Annotated in this window: 21 protein-coding genes; 11 read left to right on the forward strand and 10 right to left on the reverse strand. The window is 66.5% G+C overall.

Annotation, left to right across the window (positions count from 1 at the left end):
• Positions 1 to 2: 2 nt before the first annotated feature.
• From phnL to phnG, 6 genes are read right to left on the reverse strand one after another with little or no spacing between them, the layout of a single operon-like run.
• A complete protein-coding gene (phnL, locus tag HDG34_RS13275) occupies positions 3 to 791 on the reverse strand; it encodes a phosphonate C-P lyase system protein PhnL (RefSeq protein ID WP_184060649.1) in 789 nt (262 codons plus the stop codon).
• Between the two features lie 8 nt (positions 792 to 799).
• Positions 800 to 1,570: a phosphonate C-P lyase system protein PhnK gene (gene phnK / locus HDG34_RS13280; RefSeq protein WP_090809511.1), complete on the reverse strand. Its 771-nt coding sequence runs from the start codon at positions 1,568 to 1,570 to the stop codon at positions 800 to 802.
• The gene (locus HDG34_RS13285; RefSeq protein ID WP_184060651.1) at positions 1,567 to 2,517 is read right to left on the reverse strand and encodes an alpha-D-ribose 1-methylphosphonate 5-phosphate C-P-lyase PhnJ; all 951 of its coding nucleotides are present in this window, start codon (positions 2,515 to 2,517) and stop codon (positions 1,567 to 1,569) included. Before HDG34_RS13285 ends, phnK begins: the two co-directional genes overlap by 4 nt.
• Positions 2,514 to 3,650: a carbon-phosphorus lyase complex subunit PhnI gene (locus HDG34_RS13290; protein WP_184060653.1), complete on the reverse strand. Its 1,137-nt coding sequence runs from the start codon at positions 3,648 to 3,650 to the stop codon at positions 2,514 to 2,516. The genes HDG34_RS13285 and HDG34_RS13290 overlap by 4 nt, the downstream gene beginning before the upstream one ends.
• On the reverse strand, positions 3,650 to 4,261 hold the full coding sequence (phnH, locus tag HDG34_RS13295; RefSeq protein ID WP_184060655.1) for a phosphonate C-P lyase system protein PhnH: 612 nt from the start codon (positions 4,259 to 4,261) through the stop codon (positions 3,650 to 3,652). Before phnH ends, HDG34_RS13290 begins: the two co-directional genes overlap by 1 nt.
• Complete coding sequence (phnG, locus tag HDG34_RS13300) at positions 4,261 to 4,776, reverse strand: phosphonate C-P lyase system protein PhnG (protein WP_090809519.1); 516 nt, start codon at positions 4,774 to 4,776, stop codon at positions 4,261 to 4,263. The genes phnH and phnG overlap by 1 nt, the downstream gene beginning before the upstream one ends.
• Before the next feature lie 179 nt (positions 4,777 to 4,955).
• On the opposite strand from phnG, the gene phnF reads away from it, so the two are divergent.
• The 3 genes from phnF to phnN are packed head-to-tail and all read left to right on the forward strand — an operon-like array spanning position 4,956 to position 7,023.
• A complete protein-coding gene (phnF, locus tag HDG34_RS13305; protein WP_090809521.1) occupies positions 4,956 to 5,714 on the forward strand; it encodes a phosphonate metabolism transcriptional regulator PhnF in 759 nt (252 codons plus the stop codon).
• The gene (locus tag HDG34_RS13310) at positions 5,711 to 6,475 is read left to right on the forward strand and encodes a DUF1045 domain-containing protein (RefSeq protein ID WP_184060657.1); all 765 of its coding nucleotides are present in this window, start codon (positions 5,711 to 5,713) and stop codon (positions 6,473 to 6,475) included. The genes phnF and HDG34_RS13310 overlap by 4 nt, the downstream gene beginning before the upstream one ends.
• A complete protein-coding gene (phnN, locus tag HDG34_RS13315; protein WP_090809526.1) occupies positions 6,472 to 7,023 on the forward strand; it encodes a phosphonate metabolism protein/1,5-bisphosphokinase (PRPP-forming) PhnN in 552 nt (183 codons plus the stop codon). Before HDG34_RS13310 ends, phnN begins: the two co-directional genes overlap by 4 nt.
• Positions 7,024 to 7,038: 15 nt before the next feature.
• Here phnN and HDG34_RS13320 read toward each other — a convergent pair whose 3' ends face one another.
• The gene (locus HDG34_RS13320) at positions 7,039 to 7,947 is read right to left on the reverse strand and encodes a LysR family transcriptional regulator (protein WP_184060659.1); all 909 of its coding nucleotides are present in this window, start codon (positions 7,945 to 7,947) and stop codon (positions 7,039 to 7,041) included.
• 111 nt (positions 7,948 to 8,058) lie between these two features.
• Here HDG34_RS13320 and HDG34_RS13325 point away from each other — a divergent pair, with 111 nt between their 5' ends.
• The gene (locus HDG34_RS13325; RefSeq protein WP_184060660.1) at positions 8,059 to 9,249 is read left to right on the forward strand and encodes a M20 aminoacylase family protein; all 1,191 of its coding nucleotides are present in this window, start codon (positions 8,059 to 8,061) and stop codon (positions 9,247 to 9,249) included.
• 84 nt (positions 9,250 to 9,333) lie between these two features.
• Here HDG34_RS13325 and HDG34_RS13330 read toward each other — a convergent pair whose 3' ends face one another.
• Positions 9,334 to 10,158 carry an IclR family transcriptional regulator gene (locus HDG34_RS13330; RefSeq protein ID WP_018424811.1) on the reverse strand — a complete coding sequence of 275 codons (825 nt, stop codon included), beginning with the start codon at positions 10,156 to 10,158 and terminating at the stop codon, positions 9,334 to 9,336.
• 245 nt (positions 10,159 to 10,403) lie between these two features.
• On the opposite strand from HDG34_RS13330, the gene HDG34_RS13335 reads away from it, so the two are divergent.
• From HDG34_RS13335 to pcaF, 7 genes are all read left to right on the forward strand, one after another.
• Positions 10,404 to 11,108: a FadR/GntR family transcriptional regulator gene (locus HDG34_RS13335; RefSeq protein WP_184060662.1), complete on the forward strand. Its 705-nt coding sequence runs from the start codon at positions 10,404 to 10,406 to the stop codon at positions 11,106 to 11,108.
• A 72-nt stretch (positions 11,109 to 11,180) separates the two neighbouring features.
• Positions 11,181 to 12,071 (forward strand): L-threonate dehydrogenase, encoded by an 891-nt coding sequence (gene ltnD, locus HDG34_RS13340; protein ID WP_184060664.1) that lies wholly within the window; start codon positions 11,181 to 11,183, stop codon positions 12,069 to 12,071.
• 14 nt (positions 12,072 to 12,085) lie between these two features.
• Positions 12,086 to 13,399, forward strand: a complete 1,314-nt coding sequence (otnK, locus tag HDG34_RS13345) for a 3-oxo-tetronate kinase (protein WP_184060666.1) — start codon at positions 12,086 to 12,088, stop codon at positions 13,397 to 13,399.
• Positions 13,396 to 14,058 (forward strand): aldolase, encoded by a 663-nt coding sequence (locus HDG34_RS13350; RefSeq protein WP_184060667.1) that lies wholly within the window; start codon positions 13,396 to 13,398, stop codon positions 14,056 to 14,058. The genes otnK and HDG34_RS13350 overlap by 4 nt, the downstream gene beginning before the upstream one ends.
• Positions 14,059 to 14,119: 61 nt before the next feature.
• Positions 14,120 to 14,920, forward strand: coding sequence for a 2-oxo-tetronate isomerase (otnI, locus tag HDG34_RS13355; RefSeq protein WP_184060669.1), 801 nt, complete (start codon positions 14,120 to 14,122; stop codon positions 14,918 to 14,920).
• A gap of 33 nt (positions 14,921 to 14,953) precedes the next feature.
• Complete coding sequence (denD, locus tag HDG34_RS13360; protein WP_184060671.1) at positions 14,954 to 15,934, forward strand: D-erythronate dehydrogenase; 981 nt, start codon at positions 14,954 to 14,956, stop codon at positions 15,932 to 15,934.
• Between the two features lie 366 nt (positions 15,935 to 16,300).
• Positions 16,301 to 17,503: a 3-oxoadipyl-CoA thiolase gene (gene pcaF, locus HDG34_RS13365; RefSeq protein ID WP_184060673.1), complete on the forward strand. Its 1,203-nt coding sequence runs from the start codon at positions 16,301 to 16,303 to the stop codon at positions 17,501 to 17,503.
• A gap of 142 nt (positions 17,504 to 17,645) precedes the next feature.
• On the opposite strand, the gene dmeF is transcribed toward pcaF, so the two are convergent.
• Together dmeF and HDG34_RS13375 are read right to left on the reverse strand one after the other, a co-directional pair.
• On the reverse strand, positions 17,646 to 18,563 hold the full coding sequence (dmeF, locus tag HDG34_RS13370; protein WP_184060675.1) for a CDF family Co(II)/Ni(II) efflux transporter DmeF: 918 nt from the start codon (positions 18,561 to 18,563) through the stop codon (positions 17,646 to 17,648).
• A gap of 6 nt (positions 18,564 to 18,569) precedes the next feature.
• Positions 18,570 to 18,845 (reverse strand): metal/formaldehyde-sensitive transcriptional repressor, encoded by a 276-nt coding sequence (locus HDG34_RS13375; RefSeq protein ID WP_026226594.1) that lies wholly within the window; start codon positions 18,843 to 18,845, stop codon positions 18,570 to 18,572.
• Between the last annotated feature and the right edge of the window lie 215 nt (positions 18,846 to 19,060).

Consider the following 19,060-nt stretch of genomic DNA (forward strand, 5'->3'; position numbering starts at 1 on the left):
ATTTAGTGCCGCAGCGGCGGCCGCAGTTCCAGGCGGCGCGTCGCGACCTTGTTGCGGGTCTCTTCGTCGTGAAAGATACCAACGATCGCCGCGCCGCGCTCGCGCGCCTCGACGATCAGATCGGCCACAACGTCGCGGTTTTCCGCATCGAGCGAAGCGGTCGGTTCGTCGAGCAGCAACAGCGGATGTTCGGCGATCAAACCTCGCGCGATGTTCACGCGTTGCTGCTCGCCGCCCGAAAACGTCGCGGGCGCGAGGGACCACAAACGCTCGGGCACGTTCAGCCGCGCGAGCAATTCAGCGGCGCGCGCGCTGGCTTCGGGTTCGGCGACGCCGTGCAAGACCAGCGGCTCGGCGACCAGCGCGAGCGTCGGCACGCGCGGGATCACGCGCAAAAACTGGCTCACATAGCCGACCACGCGACGGCGCAGCCGCAGCACGTCACGCGGTTCGGCACGGGTGATTGCAATGGGCCGGCCGTGATCGCTGGTGTCGCGAATCGCAATCGAGCCGCTGCTCGCCAGATAGTTGCCGTACAGACAGCGCAGCAGCGTGCTCTTGCCCGCACCCGACGGCCCGACCAGCACCACACATTCACCGCGCTCGACCTCGAGCGACACGTTCGCGAGCGCGTCGATCCGCACACCGCCCTGGCCGTGCAGCGTGAAAGTCTTGCCGATGCCGATGGCGCGCAGCATCAGCGCCGCGTTGTCGGCGAAAGCGCGCTCGCCGTGGCGTGCATCGCTGCCTGCTTCATTGACTACCTCAGTGACTACCTCAGTGGATTGCATCGTGAGCCTCAAACCGGCAGAACCGAGGAAACCAGCGTTTGCGTATACGGGTGCTGCGGATCGTCGAGCACCTGATCGGTCAGACCCGCCTCGACGACTTCGCCCGCCTGCATCACCATCAGCCGATGCGCGAGCAGACGCGCGACGCCGATATCGTGCGTGACGATCAGCACCGACAGATGCAGCGTCGAGCTCAGCGTGCGCAGCAAATCGAGCAGACGCGCCTGCACGGACACGTCGAGACCGGCGGTCGGTTCGTCCATGAACACCAGACGCGGACCGGTGACGAGATTGCGCGCGATCTGCAGACGTTGCTGCATACCGCCCGAAAACGCGGCGGGAAATTCGTCGATGCGAGTGGGGTCGAGCTCGACGTGCTCCATCCATTGCGTGGCTGTGCGGCGAATCTCGCCGTAGTGGCGCGCGCCGACCGCCATCAACGGCTCGCCGATGTTGGCGCCGGCCGATACGCCGCTGCGCAGGCCATCGCGCGGATTCTGCTGCACGAAGCCCCACTCGGTGCGCGTCAGCAGACGGCGGCGCGGCTCGGACAGCGCGCGCAGATCGAGCGAGTCGCCATGCGACGCGGTGTAGTGCAGCGAGCCGCTATCGGCCTCGGTCTTCAGCGCCAGCGTGTTGAGCAGCGTGGTCTTGCCCGAACCCGATTCACCGACGATGCACAGCACTTCGCCCGGATACAGATCGAAACTCACGTTGCGGCAACCGTTGCGGCCGCCATATTGTTTGGTGAGCGCGCGTGCGCTCAGAAGCGGCGTCATGCGGATTCTCCTTCGCGCGTGGCGTGGGGCAGCGGCGCTTGCGCTTCGATAGCGCCGTCGCCGTCGCTATCGCCATCGCCGCGCCGCCCGTGACAGTAGTCGCTGTCCGAGCACACGAACATGCGCGTGCCCGCATCGTCGACGATCATCTCGTCGAGAAAGCTTTCCTTCGATCCGCACAGCGCACACGCGTGCTGCCACTTCTGCACTTCGAACGGATGATCGTCGAAGTCGAGGCTGCGCACCGGCGTATAAGGCGGAATCGCGTGAATGCGGCGCTCGCGGCCCGCGCCGAACAGTTGCAGCGCGGCGTTCATATGCATCTTCGGATTGTCGAACTTCGGGATCGGCGACGGCGAGCTCAGATAGCGATGATTGACGACCACCGGGTAGTCGTACGTGGTCGCGATGCTGCCGTGATGCACGATGTCCTCGTACAGTTTCACGCTGATCAGCCCGTAATCGGCGAGCGCATGCAGCTTCTTGCATTCGGCGACGCGCGGCTCGAGCCGGTACAGCGGCTCGGGCATCGGCACCTGATAGACGAGGATCTGCCGCTCGGTCAGCGGCGTTTCGGGAATCCGGTGCCGCGTCTGGATGATCGTCGCTTCGCTCGTGTGCCGCGTGGTCGCCACCCCCGTGGTGCGCGCGAAGAAGCGGCGGATGTTGACGGCGTTGGTGGTTTCGTCGGAGCCCTGATCGATGACCTTCAGCGTGTCCGTCCTGCCGATGATCGCGGCCGTCACCTGGATGCCGCCGGTGCCCCAGCCGTACGGCAGCGGCATTTCGCGCGACGCGAACGGCACCTGGTAGCCCGGCACGGCGACTGCCTTCAGCAGCGCGCGGCGCAGCATGCGCTTGGTCTGCTCGTCGAGATACGCAAAGTTGTAGCCGTGCGCGGCGGTGTCGTATGAGGTATTGGCAACAGCGGTGTCGGGCGCGTTCATGCTGCCTGCTCCTTGTCGGTGGCGCGGCTTGTTTCATCGTTGCTGTGATGCTGCGCGCGCAAACGCCGCACCAGTTCCAGCTCCGCCTGGAAGTCGACGTAATGCGGCAGCTTCAGGTGCTGCACGAAGCCCGACGCCTCGACGTTGTCGCTATGCGACAGCATGAATTCGATGTCCTGCGTCGGTGACGCGAGCGTCTCGCCGAGTTCTTCGGCACGCAACGCGCGATCGACGAGCGCCATCGCCATCGCCTTGCGCTCCGAGTGGCCGAACGCGAGGCCGTAGCCCTGCGTGAAGGTCGGCGGCACCGTGCCGCTGCCCGCGAACTGGTTGATCATCTGGCATTCGGTGATGTCGATATCGCCGATGTCGACCGCTTCGCCGAGTTCGTCGAGGTCCATCTCGACCGCGATCGTGCCGAAGCGGATCTCGCCCGCGAACGGATGCGAGTGCGCGTAGCCGCGTTGCGTCGCATAGCCCATCGCGAGCAGAAAGCCTTCGTCGCCACGCGCGAGATTTTGCAGACGCGTCGCGCGGCTCGCCGGAAACGCGAGCGGTTCACGCGACAGGTCGCCGGGTTCCGCGCCGTCGGGTGTCGGGCGCTCCTGTTCGATCAGGCCTTCCTTGTCGAGCAGCGACACGACTCGCGGCATCGATTCTGGCGCTGGCGGTTCTTGCGGAACGGGCGCGTTGCAGCGCGTCACGTCCTGCCGCGCGTCATCACCATCGGCGAGCAACGCGAAATCGAGCAGACGCTGCGTGTAGTCATAGGTCGCGCCGAGCAACTGGCCGCCGGGCAGGTCCTTGAACGTCGCCGAGATGCGCCGCTCGACCTGCATCGTTTCGGTATCGATGGCGCGCGTATAGCCGAAGCGCGGCAACGTGGTGCGATACGCGCGCAGCAGGAAAATCGCCTCGACCAGATCGCCGGCCGCCTGCTTGATGGCGAGCGCCGCAAGCTCCTCGTCGTAGACCGAGCCTTCGGTCATCACGCGTGCGACCGCGAGCCGCAACTGCTCGCGAATCTGCGCGACGCTCAGCTCGGCGATCCGCGTATCGCCGCGGCGCGCTTTGTCGAGCAGGCGCCACGACGCTTCGATCGCGCGTTCTCCACCTTTGACGGCAACGTACATCAGTTCACCTTCGCTTCGGTTGTGCGCGGCAGGCCGATCACGCGCGGGCCGCAAACCAGATAACAGTCGATGCCGCACGGAAACAGCGGCGCGAGCATTGCGCGTTCTTGCCAGAACCGCGCGGGAAGACCGACCGGCGAAATCGTTTCGGCATCCAGAATGCCGGGGCCGCTCAGCGTGACCGCTGCGCCGCCCGTCAGCGCGTCGACGCGGATCAGCAACGTGGCCGATTGTTCCGGTGACTCGGCGCTGCCGGGCGCGAAGCTTTCGAGCGATGGCAACGCGTCGGCATCGTGCACATACACGAATGCGGCATTGCCGGGCGCATCGACGAGCGGCGCGCCGGTATGAAAACGCAACGCCGACGCGAGCGCGGGATCAGGCTGCGCGAGCCACACCGGCGTCGCGTAGTCGCAGAGCGTCAGCAGTGCGGCAAACGCGGCGGGTTCGACCGGCGTGTTGCGCAACTCGGGCAGCACGTCGCGGATCACGCCGATCGTGCCGGGCCGCGACAACGCGTCGAGCAGCGTGCGAAACACGGCCTGGGTATCGTGGACCGGGTCCGCGAAACCCGGCGTCAGCGTGGACAACGCAATCGGTGAACGTTCCATCAGTCGCCTCGCACCATCGTGAAGAATTCGACGCGCGTCGCCGCGACGTCCTGTTGCTGTTGCGCGCCCCGGGCCTGCTGTTGCGCGGCGAATGGCTCGATCAATCGACGATGCAGGCTGTCGTGATGCTCGGGCATCTGCAGCAAGGCATCGGCGAGCGCGGCAAGTTCGGCGCGACGGCGGTCGCGTCCCAGATGACAGGCGACGCCGACGGTGGCTTCGGCGTCGCCGCTGGCATGCAGACGCAGCGTGGCGCGCGTAACCGTGGCTTCGCCGAGATTGAACGGATCGCCGCTGCCGCCGATGCGCCCGCGCACCATCGCGAGGCCGATTTCAGGGGGGCGCAGCCAGTCGTAGGCGGGGGTGGGGCGGCCTTGCAGCGCGCGCTGCAGCGCGGCTTCGAGGTCGGCGCGCGGCGTGCGCGCCAGCACGGCCATCCAGGCGCGCCGCGCCGCCGAAGACACGGCCGGCAACGGCGAAGAAGATGGACGGGGCGGAACGGAACTCGGGCTCATCGGATTTCCTGTCGATCCAGCGAGTGGGCATTGAAGCATCTATTCATCTAAACGTCTAGACGTTTATAAGCATACTTGTCTGGACTGTTGTGCGCGGCGGACGTTCATATTTTCATCACGGCCCGCGCACTACAATGCACGTCATGGCGATCATTTGAACCGAAGGGAATGACAGCACCATGACATCGAACGACAGCGCGGCGCCGGCCACGACGCTCGAACGCGGCGCGGGCGTGGCCGTCTGGAGACAGATCGAACAGATTCTCGCCGCAGAGATCACGGCAAGCGGGTTCGGCGAAGAAGGGCGGCTGCCGAGCGAGGGTGAGTTGGCGAAGCGCTTCGACGTCAACCGTCACACGGTGCGCCGCGCGATGCTCGGCCTCGCCGCGCTCGGCCTCGTCAGCGTCGAGCAGGGGCGTGGCACGTTCGTGCAGCCCGGTGCGATCGACTATTCGATCGGCCGCCGTACGCGTTTCACCGAAAACCTGCGTCAACAACACCACTCGCCCGCGGGCACGATGCTGTCGGCCGCGCGCGTGAAGGCCGAGCCCAGTGTCGCGAAGGCGTTGGGTCTGCGCGCGGGCGCGGCGGTCTATCGCATCGAATCGCTGAACGAGTCGGACGGCGTACCGCTCACATACGCGCGCAGCTGGTATCCGGCCGCGCGTTTTCCGGATTTGCCGGAGGTCGTGCAACGCCTCGGCGGCACGACGAAAGCGCTGGCCGAATTCGGCGTGGACGATTATCTGCGCAAGTGGAGCCGCATCGGCAGCGTGCTGCCCGAGCCGGAAGTCGCGCGGCGGCTCAACATCAATCGTCAGCAGCCGGTGCTGTGGGTCGAGAACGTCGACGTCGATCTGCAGGGCACGCCGGTCAAATACGGCTTCACGCATTTCGCGGCCGATCGCGTGCAACTGCTCGTGGAGCATGACCTGTGAGCGGCCCCGCATGGAGTGCCGGAGCGCGCTTTGCGCTGTACTACGCGCCGTCGGTTGAATCGGCGTGGTGGCAGGCCGGCTCGACATGGCTCGGCCGCGATGCGCAAAACGGCGAGCGCCGCGCGCAGCCGCAGCCGCCAGGCCTGACGCGCCCGCTCGCCGCATTGACCGACGCGCCGCGCCGCTATGGCTGGCATGGCACGCTGGTCGCTCCGTTCCGGCTCGGCGCCGGCGTCACGCAGCCCGACGTGCTCGCGGCCGCGCGAGCCTGGGCGCTCGCGCAGCGGCCGTTCACGTTGCCGGTAGAAGCGGCCACGCTGGGCGACTTCGTCGCGTTGCGACCGGCCGATGCAGATGGCGAGACGCGCATTCGCGAACTCGCGTCGAACGCGCTGCAGTCGCTCGACAGGCTGTGCGCGCGGCCGTCGGCGGCCGATCTCGAGCGACGGCTCGCCGCGCCGCTCAGTGAACGCCAACGTGCGTTGCTGTTGCAATGGGGCTATCCGTACGTGTTCGACGAGTTCCGTTTTCATATGACGTTGTCCAGTTCGCTCGCCGATGCCGACGAGCGCGCGACGCTGATCGCATGGTGGCGGGAGCGCACGCCCGCGCTCGGGCCGCTCGCTGTGGATCAGGCCGCGCTGTTCGTCGAGCCGGCGCCGGGCGAGCCGTTCGTGCTCTGGCAGCCGCTGCCGTTCCGCCACGGCGCGCAACCTGGCGATCGCACGAACAAGCAGCAAGACGAGGTGAGCAGCCAATGACTGGGCGTTTGATCTATGTGATGGGGCCGTCGGGCGCGGGCAAGGATTCGCTGCTGCAGTTCGCGCGCATGCGGCTCGCCGGCGAGCCGCTCGTATTCGCGCATCGTTACATCACGCGGCCGAGCGGCAACGGCGAGGTGCATGTTGCACTAAGCGTCGAGGAGTTCGCCGCGCGCTCGGTGCTTGGCCTGTTCGCGCTCGAATGGTCGAGCCATTCGCTGCGCTATGGCATCGGCATCGAACTCGATGCGTGGCTCGCGCGCGGCTGCACGGTGGTCGTCAACGGCTCGCGGCAGTACCTGCAGCATGCGCTCGCGCGCTACCCACGCGCGGAAGTGGTGCACGTGAGCGCCGCGCCGCATATTCTCGAAGCACGGCTCGGCGCGCGGGCGCGCGAATCGTCGGAGCAGGTCGCGGCGCGGCTCGCGCGGCGCGCGCCGTTTGCGTTGCCGGCCGGCGTGCGCTGCACGACGATCGACAACTCCGGCGCGCTCGAAGAAGCGGGGCACGCATTGATCACGGTGCTCAAGGAGCAGGTGAGCGCGTAGCGCAAGCACGCGGCCTTACTGCACGGCTCCTATCCGCTCCCGCGTCACCTGCCGCAAACATGCGACGAACTGCTGCACGGCCGGCGTCGGCAGCAGATCGCGTCGCGAGATGATGCTCAGATCGTAGTTCGGCAGCGCGTCTTCGATCTGTGCGACGCGAATGCCGAGCGGCGCGACCCTCTGCGCAAGCGGCCGCGTGAAGCAACTGATCACGTCGGTTTGCGACACGAGCCCGAGCGTGACTGCAAACGACGACGGCGCGCGCAGCAAGCGCTTCGGTACCGGCAAGCCGTGCGCGCTGAACATCGCCATCATCACGCTGTGCGGGAAGTGGTCGGCACCGACCGTGACGATCCACTCGGCGTCGAGCAGCTCGGACAGACGCGTGACGTTCGCGAGCGGATGGCCGGCGCGCATCGTGACGACGAACTGCGTCGAGTACAGCGGCACCTGCACCAGATCGTTATCCAATGCCAGAACGTGATGGATCGCCGCGAGATCGAGCGCGCCGTTGCGCAGACGCGCGAGCGCGTCGGGCACCGTCACTTCCTCCAGATGCAGACTCACGAGCGGCATCCGCTCGCGAAAGCTCGACACCGCATGCGGCAGTACCGTCAGCGCGAGCGATGGCATCGTGCCGACGCTGACCTTGCCGGCCAGTTCGCCCTTGACCTGCTCGACGGCCTCGACCGTGCGGCGCATGTCGCCGAGCAACTGCTCGGCGCGCGGCAACAGCGCGAGCCCGCACGCGGTCAGCTCGATGCCGCGCACGCTGCGCACCATCAGCTCGGCGTTGAGCGCGCTTTCCAGCTCGCGAATCGTATGCGTGACGGCCGGCTGCGTGACGCCAAGCTCACGCGCGGCGGCGCGCAGACTGCGGTGATGCGCGGCGGCGACGAAGGCCTGCAACTGCTGCAGCTTCATAAGGGTAACCCCGTATATAAGGGCTGTTAATCAGGGTGAAAAAAATAGCATCTTATTCGAACAAAACAGCGTGGCTATAGTGCGAGGCTACTCACTGGAGCGATACAAACTATGAACGAGACCCCGCGTTTGACCGAAGTGTCCGATCTGGAACCCGCCGCCGCGAGCCTGCGCGAGATTCGCCATCAGATTCACCACCATCCGGAACTCGCGTACGAGGAAGTGCAGACCGCGGCGCTCGTCGCGGAAAAACTCGAACAGTGGGGCTGGCAGGTCACGCGCGGGGTCGGCAAGACCGGCGTGGTCGGCACGCTGAAAGAGCGTGACGGCAAGCGCAGCATCGGCATTCGCGCGGACATGGACGCGTTGCCGATCATCGAACAGACCGGCCTGCCGTACGCGAGCGGCACCCACGGCAAGATGCACGCGTGCGGCCACGACGGTCACACCACGATCCTGCTCGGCGCCGCGCAACGTCTCGCGGCGACGCGCAATTTCTCGGGCACCGTGCATTTGTATTTCCAGCCGGCCGAGGAAAGCGGCATCGACAGCGGTGCGCTGAAGATGATCGACGACGGCCTGTTCGAGCGCTTCCCGTGCGACGCCGTGTTCGGCCTGCACAACCATCCGGGAGCCGAGCCGGGCGTGTTGCTGTTCCGCAAGGGACCGTTCATGTCGGCGGGCGACAAGGCGATCATCACGATCGAAGGCGTCGGCGGCCATGCGGCGCGTCCGCATCTGACCGTCGATCCGGTCGTGGTCGCCGCGAGCATCGTGATGGCGCTACAAACGATCGTCGCGCGCAACGTCGATCCGTCGCAGCCCGCCGTGGTGACGGTCGGCTCGATGCACGCGGGCACCGCGAACAACGTGATTTCCGGCAGCGCGCGGCTCGAACTCAGCGTGCGCTCGTTCAGCCCCGAGGTGCGCGCGTTGCTGAAGAAGCGCATCACTGAGTTGGCCGAGTCGCAGGCCGCGAGCTATGGCGGCAAAGCGCACGTCGAGTACATCGAAGGCTATCCGGTCGTCATCAATACGGATGCCGAAACGGATTTCGCGGTGCAGGTCGCGCGCGAACTGGTGGGCGACGACAAGGTGGTCGAGCAGACCGACATCCTGATGGGTAGCGAGGACTTCGCATTCATGCTGCAGAAGCGGCCGGGCACGTTCCTGCGCATCGGCAATGGCGTCGGCGAGGACGGCTGCATGGTGCACAACCCGCACTACGACTTCAACGACCGCAGTCTGCCGATCGGCGCGGCGTTCTGGGCACGGTTGGTGGAGCGCTATCTCGCGCAGTGAGCGCTTGATGCAAACGACGCGGCGCGCACGAGGCGTGCGCGCCCGGCTGCTCATCACCGCGCGGCCAGAGCCACGAAGCGTTCATTAGCCGCGCCGCGCGACCATCTCCGAGACTGTCTGCGCGGCTCGCTGCAGCGGTTCCAGGAACGCCTTCACCATCTGTTTGGCCGAATTGCGCTGTGCGTTGCCGCTGATGTTCATCGCGGCGATCACGCGGCCCTGGCGATTGCGAATCGGCGCGGACAGCGAAATCAAGCCGCCTTCGAGCTCCTGATCGACGATCGCCCACCCCTGGCGACGCACCTGCTCGATCAGCTTCTTCAACTCTTGCTTGTCGGTGACGGTGCGCGGCGTGTGCGCGTAGAGCGGCGTCGAGTTCAGCGTCGCGTCGAGCGTCTCGTCGTCGAGCGAGGCAAGCAGCACGCGGCCCATTGACGTGCAGTACGCGGGCAGGCGGCTGCCGATCGACAGGTTGATCGTCATGATCTTGTGAGTCGGCACGCGCAGCACGTAGACGATCTCGGTGCGATCGAGCACGGCCGCGGAGCAGCTTTCGTGCACCTGCGCCGACAGGCTTTCCATCACCGGTTCGGCGAGATTCCAGAACGGCATCGAGGTCAGATACGCGAAGCCGAGGTCGAGAATCTTCGGCGTCAGACGAAACAGGCGTCCCTCGGCTTCCACATAGCCGAGTGTTTGCAGCGTCAGCAGGATCCGGCGCGCGCCGGCGCGCGTGAGGCCAGTCGCCGCGGCGACGTCGGTGAGCGTCTGTTCAGGCCGCGTCGCGTCGAACGCGCGGATGACCGCGAGGCCGCGCGCGAACGACTGCACGTACGAGTCGCCCGGTTTCTCCGGGGCCGGTTCGGCGTTGGCGGGCGCGACGGAAGACGGCGGCAGGGCTTTGCTCATGGACCTTGATCGTGGGTTCGGAAGAGTGCGCGCGAAGGACGCGCGACGCGCGTTCGTTTCGATACAGCGACGCGTTTTGCGTTGCGGCGCAAAGGCGAGACGATAGCTTAAGCCTTCTATTTCGCCAAATAACGCCGATTCGTGCAAAAACCCCAGGGTTTGCGTGGATGCGATTCCCCACTCCAAATTTGTATGATGACCCGATAACCTGACTAGTTCGAGACACCCGGTCCAACCGATCCGCCATGTTCGACAAGATTCCCGCGCGCGCTTTGAGCGACACCGTCGCGCAGCAACTGCTGAAGCAGATCGACAAGGGCACCTTTGCGCGCGGCGCCAGGCTGCCGACCGAAGCCGTGCTCGCGCAACAGTTCGGCGTAAGCCGCACGGTGATTCGCGAGGCGCTGTCGCGGCTGAAGAACGAGGGGGTGGTCGAGCCGCGCCAGGGCAGTGGCGTGTTCGTCGCCGGGCACGGCGCGATCCGCCCGCTGCGAATCGACTACGCGCAAGCCGTGGAGCCGGGCTCGGTCGTGCAGATCCTCGCGCTGCGTCGCGCGATCGAGGCGGAGGTCGCGTCGGAAGCCGCGATGCGCCGCAGCGATGCCGAGATGGCCGCGATCGACGCCGCGCTCGCGCGCATCGAGCGCGCGGTCGGCAATGGCGAAGACGGCGTCGCCGAAGACGTCGCGTTTCATCGCGCGATCGCGGCGGCTACGGGCAATCCGTATTTCCTGAAGACGTTGACGTTCCTCAATCAGTACCTCGAAGCGGGCACGCTCGTCACGCGCCGCAACGAGGCGCTGCGCGAGGACTTCTCGCGGCAGGTGCGCGAGGAGCACGCGGCGATCGCCGCGGCGATTCGCGCCGGCGATCCGATGGCGGCGCGCAACGCCGCGCAGACGCATCTGTACAACGCGGCGCGGCGGCTTGCCGAGGCGGGCATCGTCTGACGCGCTGAAGGCGCGCGGTGATTCCGACGCGCGCGAACCCACGAATGCGGCATCCATCCATAGAGGTCATGCATGTCGAGAAATGTCGGTGTCATTGGCTTGGGGGCCATGGGGCTCGGCGTCGCGCGCTCGCTGTTGCGCGCGGGCTTCAGGGTCCACGCGTGCGATTTGCGGCGCGACGCGCTGCAGGCGTTCGTCGATGAAGGGGGCATCGGCTGTGCGACGCCCGCGGAGCTCGGCGCGCAGTGCGAGGTCGTGATCACGCTGGTCGTGAATGCGGCGCAAACCGAGGCCGTGCTGTTCGGTGAGCACGGCGCGCTCGCGGCCATGAAGCCGGGCGGCGTCGTGATCGCGAGTGCCACGGTCGCGCCGGAGTTCGCGAGCGATCTCGGCCAGCGCGTCGAGGCGGCCGGTCTGCAGATGCTCGATGCGCCGGTGTCGGGCGGCGCGGCGCGCGCGGCGTCGGGCGAGATGACGATGATGACGTCCGGTCCCGCGGCCGCTTATGCCGCGTGCGAAGACGTGCTCGCCGCGATCGCCGGCAACGTGTATCGGCTTGGCGCCACGCATGGCGCAGGCTCGAAAGTGAAGATCATCAACCAACTGCTGGCCGGCGTGCATATCGCGGTGGCCGCCGAGGCAATGGCGCTCGGCCTGCGCGAAGGTGTCGACCCGGACGCGCTGTACGACGTGATCACGCATAGCGCGGGCAATTCGTGGATGTTCGAGAACCGCGTGCCGCATATTCTCGCGGGCGACTACACGCCGCTGTCGGCGGTCGATATTTTCGTCAAGGACCTCGGCCTCGTGCTCGATACCGCGCGTCGCACGAAGTTTCCGCTGCCGCTGTCGGCGGCAGCGCATCAGATGTTCATGATGGCGTCGACGGCGGGCCACGGTGGCGAAGACGACTCGGCGGTCGTGAAGATTTTCCCAGGCATCGAATTGCCGACGAAGCAATAGGCGAGGGAGAGGTCATGACGGCTCAAACGAAACCCGCGCTGCTCGGCTGCATCGCCGACGACTTCACCGGCGCCACCGATCTCGCCAACATGCTCGTGCGCGGGGGCATGCGCACGGTGCAGACGATCGGCGTGCCCACCTCCAACGCAGCGCTTGGCGCCGACGCGCTCGTCGTCGCGCTGAAGTCGCGCACGATCCCGGCCGCCGACGCGGTCGCGCAATCGCTGGCCGCGCTCGCCTGGCTGCGCGCGCAAGGGTGCCGGCAATTCTTCTTCAAGTACTGCTCGACCTTCGATTCGACCGATGCGGGCAACATCGGCCCGGTGACCGATGCGTTGCTGAATGCGCTGTCCACCGAGTTCGCTGAGCGCGCGTCGTTCACGATCGCGTGTCCCGCGTTTCCCGAGAACGGCCGCACGATTTTTCGCGGTCATCTGTTCGTCGGCGATGCGCTGCTCAACGAGTCGGGCATGGAAAACCATCCGCTGACGCCCATGCGCGACGCGAACCTCGTGCGCGTGCTGCGGCGGCAAACGCAATCGAAGGTCGGGCTCGTGCGTTACGACCAGCTCGCGCAAGGCGATGCGGCCGTGCGTGCCGCATTCGCCGCGTTGCGCGCCGACGGCGTGCGCATCGCGATTGCCGATGCGGTGTCCGACGCCGATCTGCACACGCTCGGCGCGGCCTGCGCGGATCTCGCGCTGATCACCGGCGGCTCCGGCGTCGCGCTTGGTTTGCCCGCCAACTTCCGGCGCGCGGGTCTGCTCGGCGAGCAAACCCATGCCGCGCAATTGCCGCGTATAGAAGGTTTGTCGGCGGTGCTCGCGGGCAGTGCGTCGACGGCGACCAACGCGCAGGTCGCCGCCTGGTGCGCGACACGGCCCGCGTTCCGCATCGATCCGCTCGCGGCGGCGCGCGGCGAGGACGTCGTCGGCGAGGCGCTAGCGTTCGCACAACAGCGCTTCGTGCACGCGGAACCGGTGCTGGTCTATGCGACCGCATCGCCCGACGAAGTGCAGGCCGTGCAGCGCGAACTCGGCGTCAACGAGGCCGGGCATCTGGTCGAGAAGACGTTGGCGGCGATTGCGCGCGGTCTGCGCGAACGGGGAGTGCGCAAGTTCGTCGTCGCGGGCGGCGAGACTTCGGGCGCCGTCGTGCAGGCGCTCGACGTGCGCATGCTGCGCATCGGCGCACAGATCGATCCGGGCGTGCCGGCCACGGCGACGACCGGCGCCGAGCCGCTCGCACTCGCGCTGAAATCCGGCAATTTCGGCACCACCGACTTCTTCGACAAGGCCCTGCGCCATCTCGACGGAGCCGCGCAATGAGCGACGCACCGGCACTTCACACCTGCGCCGAAGCGCGCGTTCGCGAGGAAATCTGCGCGGTCGGCGCGAGCCTGTATCAGCGCGGCTATACGGTCGGCAGCGCCGGCAACATCAGCGCGCGGCTCGACGACGGCTGGCTGATCACCCCGACCGACGCGTGCCTCGGCCGCCTCGATCCCGCCGACATCGCGAAGGTCGATGCAAACGGCCACGCGGTGTCGGGCGGCAAGCCGTCGAAAACGCTGGCGCTGCATCGCGGTATCTATGCGCGCAACGGCGAGGCGCGCGGCATCGTCCATACCCATTCGACGCATCTGGTCGCGTTGACGCTCGCGGGCGTATGGAGCGAAGCGGACGTGCTGCCGCCGATCACACCGTACTACGTGATGAAAGTGGGCCACGTACCGCTGATTCGCTACGAACGCCCGGGTGATCCCCGAGTGGCCGCGCAGATCGCCGCGCTGGCCGATCGAGTGCGCGCGGTGTTGCTCGAACGTCTGGGGCCGGTAGTGTGGGAGCGCTCGGTCGCGCACGCGTCGTATGCGCTCGAAGAACTCGAGGAGACCGCGCGCCTGTGGCTGATGACGAATCCGCGGCCCGCGCCGCTCGACGCCGCCGCGATCGAAGAACTCCGTGCCGCGTTCGGCGCGCGCTGGTAGCAGCGCGCATTGCCGATGAACGCCGCGCACCGTATCGCACTGTCTTGAAGGAGCTGCCGCCATGCCTCGCTTCGCCGCCAATCTGTCGATGATGTACAACGAGCACGCGTTTCTCGATCGCTTCGCCGCCGCCGCGCGCGACGGCTTCAACGCGGTCGAATTCCTGTTTCCCTACGAGTTCCGCCCGGGCGAGCTGAAGGCGCGGCTCGACGCGCATGGCCTCACGCAGGCGCTGTTCAATGCGCCACCCGGCGACTGGAGCGGCGGCGAGCGCGGCCTTGCGTCGTTGCCGGGCCGTGAGGACGAGTTCCGCCGCAGCATCGACACGGCACTCGAGTACGCGCGCGTGCTCGGCAATCGCAAGCTGCATGTGATGGCGGGGTTGATCGCCGGCGATCAAGCGGGCGAAACGCAGCGCAAAACACAACGCGACGTGTACCTGAACAACCTCGCCTATGCCGCCCGGACCGCGCAAGCCGAACAGATCACGGTCGTCATCGAGCCGATCAATACGCGCGACATGCCCGGCTATTTCCTCAATCGACAGGACGACGCGCAAGCGATCTGCGCCGAAGTCGGCGCGCCGAACCTGAAGGTGCAGTTCGATTGCTATCACTGCCAGATCGTCGAGGGCGATCTCGCGATGAAGCTCAAACGCGATATGGCCGGCATCGGTCACATCCAGGTTGCGGGTGTGCCCGAGCGGCACGAGCCCGACATCGGTGAGCTGAACTACCCGTACCTGTTCGATCTGATCGATGCGCTCGGCTACGACGGCTACATCGGCTGCGAATACCGGCCGCGCGCGGGGACCTCGGCGGGGCTTGGCTGGCTGAAGCCTTATCTCGATGCGGGGCGTTGACTCTTTCCGACAACCACTGACGCACACGTAACCATGAAAGTACTGATCACCGGCGGTGCCGGTTTTCTCGGCCAGCGTCTCGCGCGCGAGCTGCTCGCGCGCGGCGCGCTGAAAGATGCGCACGGCGCATCGCAAGCGATTACCGGGCTCGTGTTGCTCGACGTCGTGCGCGCACACGATTTCGGCGATGCGCGCGTGCGCACCGAAGTCGGCGATATCGCGGAGCGCAGCGTACTCGAACGCGTGATCGACGATCGAACCTCGGCGATCTTTCACCTCGCTGCGATCGTCAGCGGCCAGGCCGAGGCGGACTTCGATCTCGGCATGCGCATCAATCTCGATGCGTCGCGGCTGCTGCTCGAAATCTGCCGGCAGCGCGGGCACCAACCGCGCGTCGTGTTCACCAGTTCGGTCGCGGTCTACGGTGGCGATCTGCCTGCGGTCGTGCAGGACGACACCGCGCTCAATCCGCAGTCGTCGTACGGCGCGCAGAAGGCGATCGCGGAGCTGCTGCTCAACGATTATTCGCGGCGCGGTTTTGTCGACGGCCGCGTGCTGCGGCTGCCGACCATCAGCGTGCGGCCGGGGCGGCCGAATGCGGCGGCGTCGTCGTTCGCGAGCGGCATCGTCCGCGAGCCGCTCAATGGCGAGGAGGCCGTGTGTCCGGTCGCCGGTTCGACGCGGCTGTGGTTGCTGTCGCCGCGCAAGGCGATCGAGGGTCTTATCGCCGGCCTCGAACTCGATGGCGCCGCGCTTGGCAAGCAACGCGTGCTGAACCTGCCTGGCTTGTCGGTCAGCGTCGACGAGATGATCGCGGCACTGCGCGAGGTCGCAGGCGAGGCGGTCGCGAACCGCATTGTGCGGCAGCCCGACGAGCGCATCGAGAAGATCGTCGGGAGCTGGCCCGGCGCGTGGGATACGTCGCGCGCCGAACGGCTCGGGCTCGCGACCGAGCGCAGTTTCGCGGACGTGATTCGCGGCTACATCGCCGATGAAGGAATCGAAGTTCGCTGAAGATCGCCCTCTCCGCGTATTCCCTGGTGTCGCTTGGCACGGCTGCGGCCGTGCTTGACATGCTTTCGCGCCCCCGCCTATTATCGAGGCTGTTTTGTTCGATATATGACCTTGTGTTCGTATATAGAACATGAGGTAGGGTGAAGAAGGGGCGGCAGCCGTATCGGTCGTCAATCCCAAGCCCATCGTTCACGATCCTGCGCTAAGCTGCTTCGACGTGTCGGCGCGCTACGCCGCCGCCATTTTGCAGCTGGCCGTCCGCGGCCGTTGGCGCCCAGGGCCGATGCCTCGGCGCATCGAACCGGCCTCATCGGTGCGAAGCCGGCCGAGGCGCAGCGCACGCAGCATCTCAACTGGAGACATCCCATGACCGAAGCATTCCTGTGCGACGCGATTCGCACCCCCATTGGCCGCTATGCGGGTTCGCTGTCGTCGGTGCGCGCCGACGACCTGGGCGCGGTGCCGCTCAAGGCGCTGATGGAGCGCAACAAGAACGTCGACTGGACCGCGATCGACGACCTCATCTACGGCTGCGCCAACCAGGCCGGTGACGACAACCGCAACGTCGCGCGCATGTCGCTGCTGCTCGCGGGTCTGCCGAAGGACGTGCCGGGCTCGACGGTCAACCGTCTGTGCGGCTCGGGCATGGATGCGGTCGGCATCGCCGCGCGCGCGATCAAGTCGGGCGAGGCCGCGCTGATGATTGCCGGTGGCGTCGAAAGCATGAGCCGCGCGCCGTTCGTGATGCCCAAGGCGACCAGCGCGTTCTCGCGTCAGAACGAGGTCTACGACACGACGATCGGCTGGCGTTTCGTGAATCCGCTGATGAAGAAGCTGTACGGCGTCGACTCGATGCCGGAAACCGGCGAAAACGTCGCGACCGACTACAACATCAGCCGCGCCGACCAGGACGCATTCGCGCTGCGCAGCCAGCAGAAGGCGGCGCGCGCGCAACGCGACGGCACGCTCGCGCAGGAGATCGTCGGCGTGACGATCGCGCAGAAGAAGGGCGATCCGATCACGGTCATGCAGGACGAGCATCCGCGCGAAACGAGCCTCGAAACGCTCGCGAAGCTGAAGGGCGTCGTGCGTCCGGACGGCACGGTTACGGCCGGTAATGCATCGGGCGTGAACGACGGCGCGGCGGCGTTGCTGCTTGCCAATGAAGAGACCGCGAAGCGCTTCGGCCTCACGCCGCGCGCCCGCGTGCTCGGTGTGGCCACCGCCGGCGTCGAGCCGCGCGTGATGGGCATCGGCCCGGCACCCGCCACGCAGAAGCTGCTCGCGCGTCTGGGCATGAAGATCGACCAGTTCGACGTGATCGAACTGAACGAAGCGTTCGCCTCGCAAGGTATCGCGGTGCTGCGCGCCCTCGGCGTCGCCGACGACGATCCCCGCGTGAACCCGAACGGCGGCGCGATTGCGCTCGGCCACCCGCTCGGCATGAGCGGCGCGCGTCTGGTGACGACCGCGACGTATCAGCTGCAACGCACCCAGGGCCGCTTCGCGCTGTGCACGATGTGTATCGGCGTCGGCCAAGGCATCGCGATCGCGATCGAGCGCGTGTGATGCGTGAGCTGGTTTAGCGCCAGCTTCGGTCCCCGCGCTAGGCGGGTCTCCGCGCAAGCTGAATAGTAAAAAGCGGAAGGGCCGGCGTCGAGACACGCCGGCCCTTTGTTTTGATCGCGCCTTGTTGCGCCGGGCGCAGGCGCTATGACGCCGCTTCGACGGTCAGATGCATGACCTCATGCACCGGCGCGAGCCGCGCGCGAATCGTCTCGGCCGTAACGCCGCCATGCGTGCGCACGCTGACGATCGCCGCTCGCGCCTCCGGGCCGATCTGCCAGACGTGCAGGTCGGCGATCTCGGCATCGCCGTGCGAATCCAGGATTTCGCGGATTTCGCCGGCCACGTGCTCGTCGGTTCTGTCGAGCAGCACGCCGGCCGTGTCGTGCATCAGCGTCCATGCCCAGCGCGCGATGACGATCGATCCGACGATGCCCATCAGCGGGTCCGTCCAGACCCACCCGAGATAGCGGCCGGCCAGCATGGCCACGATCGCCAGCACCGAGGTCAGCGCATCGGCGAGCACGTGCACATAGGCCGAGCGCAGATTGTTGTCGGACCCATGCGCATGGTCGTGATGATGGTGATGATCGTGATGCCCATGGTGCGCATGGCCGCCCGACAACAGCAGCGCGCTGACGATGTTCACGACCAGCCCGATCGCCGCAATCACCGCGGCCTGCCCGAACGCGACACCGGTGGGATGAACGAGGCGGATCGCCGATTCGATGCCGATGCCAAGCGACACCAGCGCGAGAATCAGCGCCGAAGCGAAGCCGGCAAGCTCGCCCACTTTTCCCGTTCCGAAACTGAACGCGCGGTTTGCCGAGTTGCGTCTCGCGAACGCATACGCGAGCGCGGCAATGCCGAGCGCGCCGGCATGCGTCGCCATGTGGAAGCCATCGGCGAGCAGCGCCATCGAGCCGGTCACGTAACCGGCCGCGATTTCGCCGATCATCATGACAACGGTGAGCGCGACGACGAAGTGGGTCCGGCGCGCGTTGTCGTCGTGCGAGCTGCCGAGAAACGAGTGCTCGTGTTTGCGGATCAGTTGGTCAGTCATACAAACTTACTTCGAATAGCGGCGGATTGCGCCGATCAATGCATCAACTCCCTTCTTGCGCTGGCTGGCCGTCAGGTCCGGATGCGCGACATGTTCGCGCGCGTGCGCCTCGACGATCTCGTCGAGCAGGCCGTTCATTGCGCCGCGGGTCGCGGCCACCAGGTGCAGGACTTTTTCGCAATCGGCGTCCGACTCCAGTGAACGCTCGATAGCCTGAACCTGGCCCGCGATGCGACGAACGCGCTTCAATAAGCCGTCTTTGTGTGTGCTCAGATGTGCCATACATATACCCCCTATGGGTATATAGGATAGCACGGTGCCGAGATGGCGTTTCTGATGGCTCGGCGGCCATGCCGATGCATACGTCGGCAAATCGTTCGCGTCATACTGTTGGCCGTGGTTGTCCTGTAGGCGCAGAGTTCATGACGCCGGGCACGAATGCTGCGTAGCACGAAGCGATTGCGCTCGACGCGCATGACCGACCGTCAAGCCGTATC

Source organism: Paraburkholderia sp. HC6.4b (assembly GCF_014200875.1).
GTDB lineage: Bacteria > Pseudomonadota > Gammaproteobacteria > Burkholderiales > Burkholderiaceae > Paraburkholderia > Paraburkholderia tuberum.